The organism is Microbacterium sp. 20-116, assembly GCF_041079415.1.
Classification (GTDB): Bacteria; Actinomycetota; Actinomycetes; order Actinomycetales; family Microbacteriaceae; genus Microbacterium.
This window is the reverse complement of record NZ_JBFYGP010000003.1, coordinates 168915-183113: the sequence shown is the minus strand read 5'-3', so window position 1 is coordinate 183113 and position 14199 is coordinate 168915. Positions and strand designations below refer to the sequence as shown.

Annotated in this window: 16 protein-coding genes; 10 read left to right on the top strand and 6 right to left on the bottom strand. The window is 69.2% G+C overall.

All coding sequences use genetic code 11. The annotated features are described in order from the left end of the window. Positions 1-74: 74 nt before the first annotated feature. Positions 75-344 carry a three-helix bundle dimerization domain-containing protein gene (locus AB6V29_RS08225; RefSeq protein WP_267786055.1) on the top strand — a complete coding sequence of 90 codons (270 nt, stop codon included), beginning with the start codon at positions 75-77 and terminating at the stop codon, positions 342-344. Position 345: 1 nt separating this feature from the next. On the opposite strand, the gene AB6V29_RS08220 is transcribed toward AB6V29_RS08225, so the two are convergent. Beyond that, the gene (locus AB6V29_RS08220; protein WP_210072391.1) at positions 346-657 is read right to left on the bottom strand and encodes a hypothetical protein; all 312 of its coding nucleotides are present in this window, start codon (positions 655-657) and stop codon (positions 346-348) included. Positions 658-769: 112 nt separating this feature from the next. Between AB6V29_RS08220 and AB6V29_RS08215 the strand changes: the two genes are divergently transcribed. Beyond that, the gene (locus AB6V29_RS08215; RefSeq protein WP_056226105.1) at positions 770-1087 is read left to right on the top strand and encodes a hypothetical protein; all 318 of its coding nucleotides are present in this window, start codon (positions 770-772) and stop codon (positions 1085-1087) included. A 3-nt stretch (positions 1088-1090) separates the two neighbouring features. On the opposite strand, the gene AB6V29_RS08210 is transcribed toward AB6V29_RS08215, so the two are convergent. Then, positions 1091-1417 carry a hypothetical protein gene (locus AB6V29_RS08210; protein ID WP_267786059.1) on the bottom strand — a complete coding sequence of 109 codons (327 nt, stop codon included), beginning with the start codon at positions 1415-1417 and terminating at the stop codon, positions 1091-1093. A 118-nt stretch (positions 1418-1535) separates the two neighbouring features. Between AB6V29_RS08210 and AB6V29_RS08205 the strand changes: the two genes are divergently transcribed. The 7 genes from AB6V29_RS08205 to treZ all read left to right on the top strand — a co-directional run bounded on the left by AB6V29_RS08205 (position 1536) and on the right by treZ (position 10292). Further along, a complete protein-coding gene (locus AB6V29_RS08205) occupies positions 1536-1679 on the top strand; it encodes a hypothetical protein (protein WP_210072389.1) in 144 nt (47 codons plus the stop codon). A 43-nt stretch (positions 1680-1722) separates the two neighbouring features. Then, complete coding sequence (locus tag AB6V29_RS08200) at positions 1723-2400, top strand: GTP pyrophosphokinase family protein (RefSeq protein ID WP_210072388.1); 678 nt, start codon at positions 1723-1725, stop codon at positions 2398-2400. A 21-nt stretch (positions 2401-2421) separates the two neighbouring features. Beyond that, positions 2422-3276 (top strand): transposase, encoded by an 855-nt coding sequence (locus tag AB6V29_RS08195; protein ID WP_267786060.1) that lies wholly within the window; start codon positions 2422-2424, stop codon positions 3274-3276. Then, positions 3273-3761, top strand: a complete 489-nt coding sequence (locus AB6V29_RS08190; protein WP_210072386.1) for a glutaminase — start codon at positions 3273-3275, stop codon at positions 3759-3761. Before AB6V29_RS08195 ends, AB6V29_RS08190 begins: the two co-directional genes overlap by 4 nt. 81 nt (positions 3762-3842) lie before the next feature. After that, entirely contained in the window at positions 3843-6065 is a 2223-nt protein-coding gene (gene glgX / locus AB6V29_RS08185; RefSeq protein ID WP_267786062.1) for a glycogen debranching protein GlgX, read from the top strand. Positions 6066-6070: 5 nt separating this feature from the next. After that, on the top strand, positions 6071-8452 hold the full coding sequence (gene treY, locus AB6V29_RS08180) for a malto-oligosyltrehalose synthase (RefSeq protein ID WP_267786063.1): 2382 nt from the start codon (positions 6071-6073) through the stop codon (positions 8450-8452). 88 nt (positions 8453-8540) lie between these two features. Further along, positions 8541-10292: a malto-oligosyltrehalose trehalohydrolase gene (gene treZ / locus AB6V29_RS08175; protein ID WP_369357972.1), complete on the top strand. Its 1752-nt coding sequence runs from the start codon at positions 8541-8543 to the stop codon at positions 10290-10292. 225 nt (positions 10293-10517) lie between these two features. On the opposite strand, the gene AB6V29_RS08170 is transcribed toward treZ, so the two are convergent. The 3 genes from AB6V29_RS08170 to AB6V29_RS08160 all read right to left on the bottom strand — a co-directional run bounded on the left by AB6V29_RS08170 (position 10518) and on the right by AB6V29_RS08160 (position 12980). Next, entirely contained in the window at positions 10518-11333 is an 816-nt protein-coding gene (locus tag AB6V29_RS08170) for a tryptophan-rich sensory protein (RefSeq protein ID WP_369357970.1), read from the bottom strand. A 112-nt stretch (positions 11334-11445) separates the two neighbouring features. After that, positions 11446-12174 (bottom strand): GMP synthase, encoded by a 729-nt coding sequence (locus tag AB6V29_RS08165; RefSeq protein ID WP_210072381.1) that lies wholly within the window; start codon positions 12172-12174, stop codon positions 11446-11448. A 77-nt stretch (positions 12175-12251) separates the two neighbouring features. Next, positions 12252-12980, bottom strand: coding sequence for a LysR substrate-binding domain-containing protein (locus AB6V29_RS08160; RefSeq protein WP_369357968.1), 729 nt, complete (start codon positions 12978-12980; stop codon positions 12252-12254). A gap of 35 nt (positions 12981-13015) precedes the next feature. Here AB6V29_RS08160 and AB6V29_RS08155 point away from each other — a divergent pair, with 35 nt between their 5' ends. Further along, a complete protein-coding gene (locus AB6V29_RS08155) occupies positions 13016-13405 on the top strand; it encodes a DUF1304 domain-containing protein (protein ID WP_267786068.1) in 390 nt (129 codons plus the stop codon). Positions 13406-13488: 83 nt separating this feature from the next. Here AB6V29_RS08155 and AB6V29_RS08150 read toward each other — a convergent pair whose 3' ends face one another. Beyond that, positions 13489-13896 (bottom strand): transferase, encoded by a 408-nt coding sequence (locus AB6V29_RS08150; RefSeq protein WP_103207095.1) that lies wholly within the window; start codon positions 13894-13896, stop codon positions 13489-13491. Between the last annotated feature and the right edge of the window lie 303 nt (positions 13897-14199).

Here is a 14199-nt window from a genome sequence, read left to right as displayed (position 1 = left end):
TCGCTAGGTAGGTAGTCCGCCTACTTATCGCCGAAACATTAGGCGGCGCATTCGCGGCGTGAAACCATGGAGCCATGCACGATCCGGTGAGCGACGCGGCGGTCGTCGCGCCCGCAGCGGCCGGCGCCCACGCTGAGAACCTGCGCGAAGTCGACGGGGTCGAGGTCGCCTCGTTCCGAGCTGTGGTGGCCCGCCTGCGGGCGGATTACCCGCTCGAGGATCCGACCCACGTCGAGGCGATCGTCCTCCGCGAGTGGGAGGCCTTCTCGGCTGGGCGTCCCCTCGTGGTACCCACCGCGGTCGAAGAGGGCGCGCGCGAGATCCTCGATCAGACGGTCGTCTGATCTAGGAGCCGGACGAGTCCGGTTCGTCGACGAGCAGCAGCCCACCCGACGAGTTCGCCGACGTCGCGAGCGCCTCGATCCACGCTCGGCTCAACAGAGCCGGCTCCGGCTCGTCGAAGACGAAGCGCAGCGGAATCGAAGGATGCAGCCACACGGTGCTGCGCCCCACCTCCTGGCCGGGTCCGTGCGTCCACGACAAGGTGAAGCTCTCGCCGCGGCGGAGCTTGGTCGCGATGACCACCTTGACGTGCGCCAGGGCGCGATCCTCGATCTCGATCGGCGACGCGACGTCGCCGTAGTAAAGCGTTCCCACACCGGCACGCTAGTCGTGCCAGAACGAGCCGCCCACCGGGGTTGATTCGCGCGACGCGACGTGGCATCCCGGAAAGCGGCTCGACGTGCGTTCCTCGGATAGGCTCGACGGCATGGGTAGATTCATCTACGACACCGTTGCCAACGCGGTCGACATCGACGACCGTACGCTCGCACACCTGCGCATCGTCGTGATGAACAAGCTTCGGCGTTCCGAGTCGTTCATGTTCGACGTCGAGGTCGGCGACGGCAGCGGTCGGCGCAGCTTCTGGATGCACCCCTCTGTGCCGATCCAGTTCCACTTCTACGGCAGCCGTCAGCCGCGCATCAACCGGGTCTGGGTCGAAGACCTCATGCTCGCGGCATCCGGCCCGAACGGTCTGGCGATCACGCCCGAGCCGAGCGAGGACGCCCTCGTCGAAGAGGGGTGAGCGTCAGCTCTTCTCGGACTCGGCAGTCGGGCTGATGTCCTCGGGTACGAGCATGATCCCGCCCGACGAGTTTGCGGAGTCGGCCAGTCGTTCGATCCACTCCCGGCTGAGCGTGGTGGGTTCGCTGTCGTCGAAGACGAAACGCAGCGGAATCGCCGGGTGCAGCCAGAGCGTGCTGCGGCCGCGCTCTTCGTCGTCGCGGTGTCGCCACGACAACGTGAAGCTCTCGCCGCGGCGGAGCTTGGTCGAGATGACGACTTTCAGGTGAGCCAGGGCGCGGTCCTCGATGTGCACGGTCGTGCCGCTGCCGCCGTAGTGAATGGTCCCCATGCGGCCCACGATACGCCAGAGCGTGTCGCGGATACGCGGCGGGATGCCAGGTGTCAAGACCGCCGGGCGTGGCGGGTTCGCCTGCCACAGTGAGGAAAGAGCACGGAAGGAGGGCGCCGTGACCAATCCCCCCACGCCTCGGCATCCTGAATCGGGGAACGACCCGGATGACCTTCCGGATGTGTTCCAGGGCTTGATCGGCATCGACGTCATCGACGGCGAGCTGGTCCCGCGCGCCTCGGCGGAACCACCCCGGGCGTGAGGCTCTCAGCGGCCTCGTAGTCGTGTCCGTTACGTTCGTGCGCATGTCGGACCCGCTGGACGAACAGCAGATCACCGTCTCGAGTGCGGCCCTGCGAGCGATGCGCGACGAGTTCCAGCGGTTCCTGATGGAGTACCGCTTCGGGCTCGCCGAGGTCGAGACGAAGATCTCTATCCTGCGCGAAGAGTTTCAAGAGATGCACGCCTACAACCCGATCGAGCACGTCTCGAGCCGGGTCAAGTCGCCGGACAGCCTGGTCGACAAGGTCCGCCGCAAGGGCATCGAGACCGACTTCGACTCCATCCGTGCCTCGATCACCGACATCGCCGGCATCCGGGTCACGTGCAGCTTCATCGACGACGCCTATCGGCTCTCGAACCTGCTGACCCGCCAAGACGACATCACCGTGCGCGACGTCAAGGACTACATCGCCCAGCCGAAGGCGAACGGTTACAAGAGCCTGCACGTGATCGTGGAGGTACCGGTCTTCTTGTCGACCGGTCGCGTCGACGTGCCCGTCGAGGTGCAGTTCCGCACGATCGCCATGGACTTCTGGGCGAGCCTCGAGCACAAGATCTACTACAAGTACGACCGCCTCGTCCCCGACGATCTGCTCGCCGAGCTCAAGAACGCCGCCGACACCGCCGCCGAGCTCGACACCCGCATGGAGCGGCTCCACCGCGAGATCCGCGGTGCGCACCCCGGAGTGGTCTCGCTCTGACGCGCGCGACACAATGGAGCGATGAGCGACGACGACTCCCGAGTGGACGAGGTCGCCGCCGAACTCCTCAGCCTCCCGCCCTCGCGTTTCACCGCCGCGCGTAACGAACGCGCTGCCGCCGAAGGCGGGGCCGTCGGGCGCAGGGTGGCGAAGCTGCGCAAGCCCACCGTCGCCGCCTGGGCCGTCAACCTGCTCGTGCGCGACGGCCAGCTCGGCGAGGCCGTGGAACTCTCGCGCGCCCTTCACGAGGCGCAGGAGGATCTGGATGCCGCCGAGCTCGGGAGACTGGGGCGTCAGCGCCGGCACCTGGTCGTCGCCCTCGCTCGTCGGGCGGGAGAGCTCGCCGCCGAGGCGGGGAGCCCGCTGAGCGGGGCGATGTCGGATGCCGTCGAGAAGACCGTCAACGCCGCGGTCGTCGATGCCACGGCGGCGGCCGCCGTGCTCACGGGGCGTCTGGTGTCGGCGATCGACCTCGCCGAACTGCGGGACGGGGCGCTCGGCGAAGCGGTGGCCGGTTCCGTCCCGGGCGAGCTCCCGCGGCCCGCTCCCACCCGGGACGATCTCGCCTCCCGTCGAGCGCGCAAGGCGGCGGAACGGGCCGTGCGCGAAGCGGAGCGTGCGAAGGCCGACGCCGACCGCGAGAACGCCGCTGCCGACCGGCGGGTCGACTCGGCGACCGAGCGAGCGACGCGCGCCCGCGAGCGTGTGGAGGGCCTTCGCACCGATCTGGAACGCGCCGAGAGGGACGCCGCCGAAGCGGAGGACGTACTGACCCAGCGCACGAACGCGCAGATCCGCGCTCGTGATGCCGTGCGGGCCGCGATCGAGGCCGTCCAGCGCGCCGAAGCCGCACGTCACGAAGGGTCCGATCGATGAGCGCTTCCTCCCTCTCCACGATCCTCGACGACGCTCGCGCACGCCTGGCCGGCGCCCCGCGCGAGCGACTCGGCGAGCTGCAGGAGGGGCGCCGCCTGCTCGGCATCCCGCGTGCTGCCCGTGTCTCGCCACGCGGCACGGCCTGGCACCTGGGGGTCCTCCTGTTGACCGACGACGCGCTTCTCGCGACGGGCGACATCGTGCGCTCGCGCCCGGAGGTCCGACGCGGATTCGCCGCGGAGTCGCAGCGTCGCCGCGCCGAGCTCTCGGCCGCCGCGGCGAGAGGTGGGGTGCCGGAGGGCGAGAGCGTGCACATCGGGTGGGAGGTCATCGACCCCGCAGCGGTCGGGCCATCGTCGACGCCCGTATCCGTCCGCGACGGAGAGCCGCTCGTGCGATGGAGCGCAGCCGGAGGATTTATGCCGCTGGGGCGGTACCTCGACGAGCGCATCGAGCTTCTGCGGCATCCGCCGGAGCGGGCGTAGGCACCTGCGCCCTTAGTCGGGGGTAGACCGCCTGTCAACAGGCGTCATCGCGGCCGTTCGCGGAAACAACGCTGGTCTATCGTGAGCGACGTGCAGCAGGTATGGCCAGGATCCAGTTATCCCCTCGGGGCCACTTACGACGGTAACGGGACGAACTTCGCCCTGTTCAGTGAAGGAGCAGAGAAGGTCGAGCTCTGCCTCTTCGAGGAAGACGGAACGGAGACGTGCTTCGAGCTGATCGACGTCGACGCGTTCGTCTGGCACGCCTACCTCCCCAACATCCAGCCGGGGCAGCGCTACGGCTACCGCGTGCACGGGGAGTACGACCCCGCGAACGGCAAGCGCTTCAACCCCGCGAAGCTGCTCCTCGACCCGTACGCGAAGGCCGTCGAGGGCCAGGTCGACTGGGGGCAGGCGGTCTTCAGCTACGAGTTCGGCGACCCCGACTCGTTCAACGACGAGGACTCCGCCGCCCACATGATGAAGGGCGTCGTCATCAACCCGTTCTTCGACTGGTCGGGCGACCGCCAGCCGAAGATCCCCTACGCCGAGTCGTTCATCTACGAGGCCCACGTGCGCGGCCTCACCCAGCTGCACCCCGACGTACCCGAGGAGTTGCGCGGCACGTACGCCGGCATCGCCCACCCCGCCGTCATCGAGCACCTCCAGAAGCTCGGCATCACCGCGATCGAGCTCATGCCGGTGCACCAGTTCGTCAACGACTCCACCCTCGAAGAGAAGGGGCTGTCGAACTACTGGGGCTACAACACCATCGCGTTCCTCGCCCCGCAGAACACCTACTCCTCGACCGGCGACCACGGTCAGCAGGTGCAGGAGTTCAAGGCCATGGTCAAGGCTCTGCACGCCGCCGGCATCGAGGTCATCCTCGACGTGGTCTACAACCACACCGCCGAGGGCAACCACATGGGCCCGACCCTGTCGATGCGCGGCATCGACAACGAGGCGTACTACCGCCTCGAAGACGACGACAAGCGCTACTACACCGACTACACCGGCACCGGCAACAGCATGAACGTGGGCAACCCCCACACGCTGCAGCTGATCATGGATTCGCTGCGCTACTGGGTGCTCGAGATGCACGTCGACGGATTCCGCTTCGACCTGGCATCCACCCTCGCCCGCGAGTTCTACGAGGTCGACAAGCTCGCGACCTTCTTCGAGCTCGTGCAGCAGGACCCGATCGTCTCGCAGGTCAAGCTCATCGCCGAACCGTGGGACGTCGGTCCCGGCGGCTACCAGGTCGGCAACTTCCCGCCCCAGTGGACCGAGTGGAACGGCAAGTACCGCGACACCGTGCGCGACTTCTGGCGCGGCGAGCCGCAGGCCCTGGGCGAGTTCGCCTCGCGGCTGACCGGTTCGGCCGACCTGTACGAGCACTCGGGACGTTTCCCGGTGGCATCCATCAACTTCGTCACCGCGCACGACGGCTTCACGCTGCGCGACCTCGTGTCGTACAACGAGAAGCACAACGACGCCAACGGCGAAGACAACAACGACGGCGAATCGCACAACCGCTCCAGCAACATGGGCGTCGAGGGGCCGACCGACGATCAGGACGTCCTGAAGCGTCGGGCGCAGCAGCAGCGCAACTTCATCGCGACGCTGCTGCTCAGCCAGGGCGTGCCGATGCTGCTGCACGGCGACGAACTCGGTCGCACGCAGGGCGGCAACAACAACGGCTACGCGCAGGACAACGAGATCACGTGGGTGGACTGGACGAACATCGACACCCCGCTCATCGAGTTCACGGCCGCCCTCGCGCGACTGCGCAAGCAGCACCCCACCTTCCGCCGCAGCCGGTTCTTCGACGGTCGCCCCGTGAAGATGGAGGAGGGCGCTCCCATTCCCGACGTGGTGTGGCTGCGTCCCGACGGCTCGCTCATGCAGCCCGAGGACTGGGACAACGGCTTCGGCCTCGCGGTGGGCGTCTTCCTCAACGGCCAGGGAATCCGCGAGCGCGATCGTCGTGGCGAGTCGATCAGCGACGACCACTTCCTCGTGCTGTTCAACGCCGGTGACGACAAGGTCGACTTCCGCCTGCCCGACTTCGAGTACGCGCCGAAGTGGGACGCCTACGTCGACACCGCCGGCGAGCGCGCGAACACCGAGCCGCTGAGCCCCGGTGAGACGCTGCCGCTCGAGCCGAAGTCGCTCATGGTCCTGCGTGAGCACCACCTGCCCGAGCCCGAGGTCGACCACTCGGTCGCCGCCTCCCTCACCGCGCAGATCCCGGTGGTCGGCACCGACGACCTGCCCGGTCAGGCGCCCAAGCCGGAGCTGTGAGCGAGATGCGGCATCCGCTTTCGACCTATCGCCTGCAGATCCGCGAAGCGTTCACCCTCGACGACGCCGCCGAGGTCACGGGATACCTCCGTGACCTCGGGGTCTCGTGGGCGTACCTGTCGCCGATCCTCGAGGCCACGCCCGGTTCCGACCACGGCTACGACGTGGTCGACGTCGAGCGCGTCGACCCCGCACGCGGGGGCGCCGAGGGGCTCGACCGCTTCGCCGCGGCAGCGCGCGCGGCGGAGCTCGGCATCCTGATCGACATCGTGCCCAACCACATGGGCGTCTCGGAACCACGCAGCAACGCGTGGTGGTGGGACGTGCTGCGACAGGGGCGGGCGTCGGCGCACGCGAGCGCGTTCGACATCGACTGGGAATTCGGTGACGGCAAGGTGCGCGTGCCCGTGCTCGGCGACCATCTCGACGCGGTCATCGACGAGATCTCATACGACCCGACGCCGGCCGACGATGCTCCCGACGGGCTGGTCCGCTACTACGACCATGCCTTCCCGGTGGCCCCCGGTACCGGTACTTCGGACATCCGAGCTCTGCTGGACGCGCAGAACTTCGAACTGCGCTACTGGCAGGACGAAGCGGCCGACCTGAACTACCGCCGCTTCTTCGCCGTGACGACCCTCGCGGGCGTGCGCGTCGAGGTGCCGGAGGTGTTCCGGGCGACCCACGCCGAGATCCTGCGCTGGGTGCGCGAGGGCCTCGCCGACGGTCTGCGCGTGGACCACCCCGACGGTCTCGTCGATCCGGGCGGGTACTTCGATCAGCTCGCCGTCGCGCTCGAAGAGGCCGGCGAGGGCGAGGTCGGCTACGTGCTCGCCGAGAAGATCCTCGAACACGGCGAGGCGTTGCCGTCGTGGTGGAAGACCGCCGGGACCACCGGTTACGACGCTCTCGCCGAGATCGACCGTGTGCTGACCGACCCGGCGGGGGAGGCGGCGCTCGATGCCCTCGACGCGCGCCTGCGCACCGACAGCGATCTCGAGCCGCTCACCGGCTGGCACGACCTCATCCACGACACCAAGCGCAAGATCGCCGACTCGATCCAGGTGTCGGAGATCCGTCGCCTGGTGCGCGGTCTTCCGTCGGGGCTGCGCGAGGAGTTCGGGGCCGACGCGCTGCAGGACGCGCTCGCCGAGATCCTCGCGTGCTTCCCGGTGTACCGCTCGTACCTCCCCGCCGGTCGCACGCACCTCGACGCCGCCGCGGGCGAAGCCGAAGTGCGTCGTCCCGAACTGGGCGACGTGATCGAGAAGCTCGTCCCGGTGCTCGCCGACACGAGCCTCGAGGTCGCGTGGCGCTTTCAGCAGACGACCGGTCCCGTCATGGCCAAGGGCGTCGAGGACACCGCGTTCTACCGTTACACCCGGCTGGGCTCGCTCACCGAGGTGGGCGGCGACCCGGGGGAGTTCTCCCTCGACGTCGCGGGCTTCCACACCGCGCAGGCGCTGCGTCACGCGTCGTGGCCCACCGCCATGACCACTCTGTCGACGCACGACACCAAGCGCGGCGAGGACACGCGTGCCCGCATCGCGGTGCTGGCCGAGATCCCCGAGACCTGGGCCGAACGACTCGAGGAGTTCCGCGGGATCGCCTCGACCGGTCACGGCCCCTTCGACGCACTGCTGTGGCAGGCGATCGTGGGAGCGTGGCCCGCCTCGGCATCCACCCCCGAGGGGCTGAAGGTCTACCGCGAACGTCTGCACGCGTACGCCGAGAAGGCGGCGCGCGAGGCGTCCGAGGTCACCGGCTGGTGGGAGCAGGACGAGGCCTTCGAGGAGCGCATGCACGCGGTCGTCGACGCGGCCACCGGCACCGCCGCCGAGCGCGTGCGCGCCTTCGTCGACCAGATCTCGCCCGCGGGATGGTCGAACGGTCTATCCGCCAAGCTGCTGCAGATCATGGGCCCGGGCGTCCCCGACGTCTACCAGGGCTCGGAGCTGTGGGAGCAGTCGCTCGTCGATCCCGACAACCGTCGCGCGGTCGACTTCGCGGAGCGTCGCCGGCTTCTCGCCGCGATCGACGCCCCCGGAGCTGCGGCTCCGGCGGTGGATGCCACGGGAGCGGCCAAGCTCCTCGTGACGTCGCGCGCGCTGCGCCTTCGCCGTGAGCACCCGCTCGAGATCTACCGCCCGCTGGAGGCAGCGGGCGTGGCGGCTGACCACGTCGTCGCCTTCGATCGTGGCGGTGTGTTCGCGGTCGCGACCCGTCTGCCGCACGGCCTGGCGGCAGCGGGAGGCTGGCGCGACACGGTGGTGCTGCTGCCGGACACCCCCGTCGTCGACGTGCTGACCGGACGCTCGTTCGCCGGCGGCGCCGTGCCCCTGGCCGACCTGCTGGCGGTCTACCCGGTGGCCCTGCTGATCTTCTGACCCCCGATCGCGTGAGGCGTCGGCAATCGTCGCCTCACGCCCTCCCTCAGCGAAAAACCTCGGCACCTCACGCGAAGGAACACCCCTCATGAGCATCGACGTCTGGGCACCCAAGACAGAGCGGGTGCGGCTGCGCCGGCTCGACGACAGCGGCGACAATGTCGTCGAAGACGTCGAGATGGCATCCGCGAAAGACGGCTGGTGGACGGCCCCGGTCGACCTCGCCGACGGCGAGCGGTACGGCTTCGTCCTCGGTGACGGCGACGACCTCCGCCCCGACCCGCGCTCGCGGCGTCAGCCCGGCGGCGTGCACGAGGCGTCGGCGTGGTTCGACCCCTCGGTGTACGCCTGGAACGACGCCGCGTGGACGGGCAAGCAGCTCGCGGGCGGCCTGATCTACGAGCTGCACCTCGGAACCTTCACCCCCGAGGGAACACTGGATGCCGCGGTCGGCCGCCTCGATCACCTCGTCGACCTGGGGGTGACCCACGTCGAGCTGCTGCCGGTGAACGGCTTCAACGGTACGTGGAACTGGGGCTATGACGGGGTGCTCTGGTACACCGTGCACGAGGCCTACGGCGGACCCGAGGCGTACCAGCGTTTCGTCGATGCGGCCCACGCGGCCGGACTCGCCGTCATCCAGGACGTCGTCTACAACCACCTCGGTCCCTCGGGCAACTACCTGCCCGAGTTCGGCGAGTACCTGCGCGAAGGCAGCCGTAACACCTGGGGCGACTCGGTCAATCTCGATGAAGACGCTGTCCGCGCGTACATCGTCGAGAACGCACTGATGTGGATGAGCGACTACCACGTCGACGGCCTGCGCCTCGATGCCGTGCACGCTCTGCTCGACCATCGCGATCCGCACGTGCTGCAGGAGATCGCCGAACGCACCGACGCGCTGTCGGCGCACCGCGGCATCCCGCTCACCACCATCGCCGAGAGCGACATGAACGACCCGAAGCTGATCCTCCCGCGCGAGGCCGGCGGATACGGCCTGACCGCGCAGTGGTCGGACGACTGGCACCACACGGTGCACGTCGCCCTGACCGGCGAGACGATCGGCTACTACGAGGACTTCGCCGACGTCGAGGCCTTCCGAAAGGTCAGCGAGGGCGGCTTCTTCCACGACGGCACGTACTCGACGTTCCGCGAGGAGAAGCACGGCAAGCCCATTCCCCAGGACGTTCCGAACTGGCGCCTCGTGACCTTCGCGCAGGATCACGACCAGATCGGCAACCGGGCCGCGGGCGACCGCCTGTCGCAGACGCTCGGCTACGACCGTCTGGCCGCCGCCGCCGTGCTCACGCTCACCGCTCCGGGCACGCCGATGCTCTTCATGGGCGAGGAGTGGGGCGCGACGACGCCCTGGCAGTTCTTCACCTCTCACCCCGAGCCCGAGCTCGGCAAGGCCACCGCCGAGGGGCGCATCGCCGAGTTCGAGAAGATGGGCTGGGACGAATCCACCGTCCCCGACCCGCAGGATCCCTCGACGTTCGAGAACTCCCGGCTCGACTGGGACGAGGCGGGCGAGGGCGATCACGCCCAGCTGCTCGGCCTGTACCGCGAGCTCGCGAAGCTGCGGCGCGAGCGCCCCGAGTTGACCGACCCGTCGCGCGAGGGGCTGTCCGCGGAGGCCAGGGAGGCCGACGGCGGCCGGGTCTACGAACTACGTCGCCGCGACCTCGTCGTGATCGTCAACCTCTCGGAGGCCGCGGCCTCGGCGTCGGTGGTATCCGGTGCTCGTGTGCTGCTGGCGACGGCGGAGGGCGTCGTGCTCGATGGCTCCCAGGTGACGGTGCCGGCCGGGGCGAGCGCGATCGTCGGCCCCGCACTCTGACGTCATGACGAACGGTCCCGACCTCGCAAGGGGCGGGGCCGTTCGTCGTTCACGCCATGCGCGGGGGTTGACGGCTCTCGCATCCCCGCCACCCACACCACGGCGGCGGCTGCGACGAAGAGGGCGACGAGCAGGATGAAAGGGAGAGAATCCACGCCCCGATCGAGCTCCCCGAGAGGTCGGCATCCGCCCCTCTTGCGGAACGGATGCCGCGGGCCTCGGCGGTCAGTCCACGCTTCGGCGGACCAGGCGGAGCACGCTGACGATCGCCGGCGGCACGAGCACGATCGCGGCCACGATGATCGCGGTCACACCGATCGGCGCGCTCTGCGGCTCGCCGCTGAAGCGCTCGACGGCCAGCCAGCTGAGCCCCCAGGCCAGGGCGAGCGCGGGTGTGACGCGCCACGCGCTGCGCCACGCGATCGAAAGACCGATGAGAGCGACCACGATCAGGACGGCGATACCGATGGCATCCGCCGCGCTCTCCCACTCCGCCGGCACGATGGTCGTGAGCCAGGCGGCGGCGTTGGCGACGGTGGCGAGGGTGACCCAGCCGAGGTGGAGGCCCGTGACCCCGTCGATGAGGACGGAATCGACGACGCCGTCGCGCGGTTCGCGCGTCGCCACGGCGACGCGGAACGTCCAGCAGAGAGCCGCGAGCAAGAGGACGATCACGACGACCGTGAGCAGCAGCGTGCCGAAGCGGGCCGCGACCAGCCACAGGCCGTTGAGGCTCATGGTGAGGGCGATCAGCCAGCCGAGCGCGCGCTGGCGCGCATTGGTGCGCTGGCCGGGGAGAGCCTGCCAGATCGCATACGCGATCAGGCCGAGGTAGATGACCGACCAGATCGAGAAGGCCGGACCCGCCGGGGCGAGGTAGGAGCCGTCGGTGTTGAGGGCGCCGCCCTGCTGATCCTGCACGGCCGAGTTGCCGAAGGCGCCCGCCCCGATCACTGCGGCGATCAGCATGAACGACACCGTGGAAAGGACGACGATCTGACGTGCGAGGTCGCTTCCCCGCCATTGCGTTGCTGCGTTCATACCTAGAACACTAGAAAAGCTAGGTAAATATGGCAGTCGGGGTTGACTTCTGACGGCTGGTGATCCCCCCGGGCAGACCCGAGTCGGGGGCGCCGACGCCGACGGGCGCGGCTCAGGCCGCGACGGATCGGGCGGCGAAGGAGCGCAGAAGGCGCGTGGGCTGCTCGACCGACGCGGTGCGCACGTGTGCCGAGACCTCGTCGAACGCGTCGGCATCGAAGTACCCCGCGTCGCGGTAGACGACCATGCGCGCGACGAACGCCTCGGTCGTGGGCTCGGGGTGGAACTGCGTGGCCCACAGTCCGGACCCGGCGCGATAGGCCTGCACGGGGCACGCGTCGTTCTCGGCGAGCAGCGTCGCGCCCGGGGGGACGATCGCCGTGCCTTCCTTGTGCGCGGTCAGCGCCTCGAAGCGGGGATTCAGGATGCCGAACAGCTCGTCGTCGCGACCCGCCTCGGTGAGCACGATGTCGGTGGGGCCCGTGCCCTCGGGGTGCAGCAAACTCACCCTGCCCCCGAGCAGACGCGTGACGACACCGATACCGAAGCACGTGAACAGCGCGTTCGTGCGACCCTCGATGGCCGCGCCCGCCAGGCGTTCGAGGTCGCGCTCGAGGCGGCGCTGCTCGTCGGTCTTGCCGGGGTCGGTGACGTTGAAAGGGCTGCCGCCGACGACGATCGCGGCGTACCGGTCGAGGTCCGCCGGCAGCGGCTCGCGAACGAGGTCGTGGTGCACGAGGTCGTCGTCTCGCACGCCGAGACCGTCGCGGAACGAGGCCCACTCGGCCACGGCCGCCTCACGCTGCGGGCGAACGCAGACGTAGAGCAGGGAAGCGGTCACCCGGAGATTCTACGCGGGCGACTTTCCGCACCGTCAGGGGGTGACACGGAGCGAAACGTGGGTGCGCCAATGCCCGGTCAGCGCGAGGATCGCGCGGTTCGGCCGCGCACGACGCCCACGAACGTCTCGACATCGGGGGTCGTGCGCTCGCGGAGCCACGCGAGAGCGACCCGGGATCGCGGACCGTCCCGCAGGATGCGGTACTCGACGTCGCGGCGCTGATGAGCGCGAGCAAGAGACATCGGCACGATCACGACGCCGACGCCCGCAGCCACCGTCGCGATGGCTTCGGCGGTGTCGGCCGGGGGTGCGAACGCCGGGGCGACGGCGTCCGGGATCGACAGGTGCAAGACGTCGTCGGCGGCCGCGATGACGACCTCGCCCCGCAGATCGGCGATCTCGAGCTCGTCGGCCGCGGTCAGGTCGGAGTCGGCGGACATGACCACGACGGGTTCCTCCTCGTAGAGGGGAATCACGTTCACGTCGTCTGACTCCTCGACGGGAAGGCGGATGAGCGCCGCGTCGACCTCGTCGAGCGCTTCGAGCTGGGTGGCGACGGAGATCTCACGCAGCTCGAGAGCGACGTGCGGCATGCGTTCGCGCCACAGCCCGATCCACTTGCCGGGGGTTGCTCCGGGAATCGCGCCGAGCACGAAGTCCCGCGGTTCCTCGCGCGGCGGCGGGGTCGGTCGCTCGGCCTTCGCCTTCGGCTTCGCCGCGCGTGAACGCCCTGCCGCGGCGGGCTTCGCTGCCCCGCTGCGTCGAGGTGCGCCGCTGCGCCCGCGGGACCCGTTGCCTTTCGCCATGGCTCCAGGCTAGCCGCGGCACTAACGTGGGAGGCATGATCGGCATCCTGGCGCTTGTCTTCGCGGGACTCGCGGCCCTGCTTCACGTCTACATCTTCGTGCTCGAGAGCGTGCGCTGGACGCGGCCGAAGACGTGGAAGGTCTTCGGGATCGCCGACCAGCAGACGGCGGATGCCACGCGGCCCATGGCCTACAACCAGGGCTTCTACAACCTGTTCCTCGCGATCGGAGCGGTCGTCGGCATCGTGTTCTGGACGGTGAACGGGGTCGGCGATGCCGTCGGCCGCACGCTGCTGATCTTCTCGCTGGGGTCGATGCTCGCCGCGGCACTCGTCCTGGTCACCTCGGGTGCGAAGTACCTGCGCCCGGCCAGTATCCAGGGAACCCTGCCCCTGATCGGGCTGGTCCTGGCGATCTTCGCCTGAGACTGCCAGAGCCCGGACAAGCGAAAACCCGCACGCTCAGTCGAGTCGTGCGGGTCATGGATGCCGCGGTGGGCACGACCTCGTCAGGCTGCCAGCCGCAGTCCTCGTCGATCCGTCGCCACGGCTTCGCCGTCGTTGATGATCTCGTCGTCGCCGATGAGCGACCCCATCGCGATGCGAGCGTTGTGGCCGACCTGCGTGCGGACGCCGATGTGAGCGCCCGCGCCGATCACCGCTCCCGCGCAGATGTGCGCGTGCGGCTCGATGTGGGCCTCCGGGCCGATCACGGCGTCTGACTCGATCCAGGCACCGCGGCCGACACGAACACCCGCGGCGATCTGCACGCCGGGTTCGACGTAGGCGCCGTTCTCGACCAGCGCCGACGGGTGGACCTTCGCGCCGTGCGCGACGAGTCCGCGACCATTGACGTGCTTGCGGTAACGCAGCGTCTCGCCGTGGTCGTTTTCGATGTCGATGTAGTTCTTTCCCACGATCCCCTCCGGTCGGCCATCGGGTTGAGCCGACATGTATCACAACGGGCCGGGAATGACGTTCATTCCCTCGAATGCTTCTTCGTCGCCGATACCGTCATCGGTTTCCTCGATGTCGAGAGAAGCGCGAAGCGCGGAGCGCGGCGTGGAGTTGTCCCCCTGTTTTCGCACGCCGGACGAAGGGCGCCGGGCGGCTTGACACGGGGCGCGGAAAGAGTCGGTTCTGCGCGGCGCCCTCTCGTGTGCTGCGCGGCGGGTCGATCCGGGTGCGGTGTGGACCCGGTCGGCCGGGATGCGCCGCAG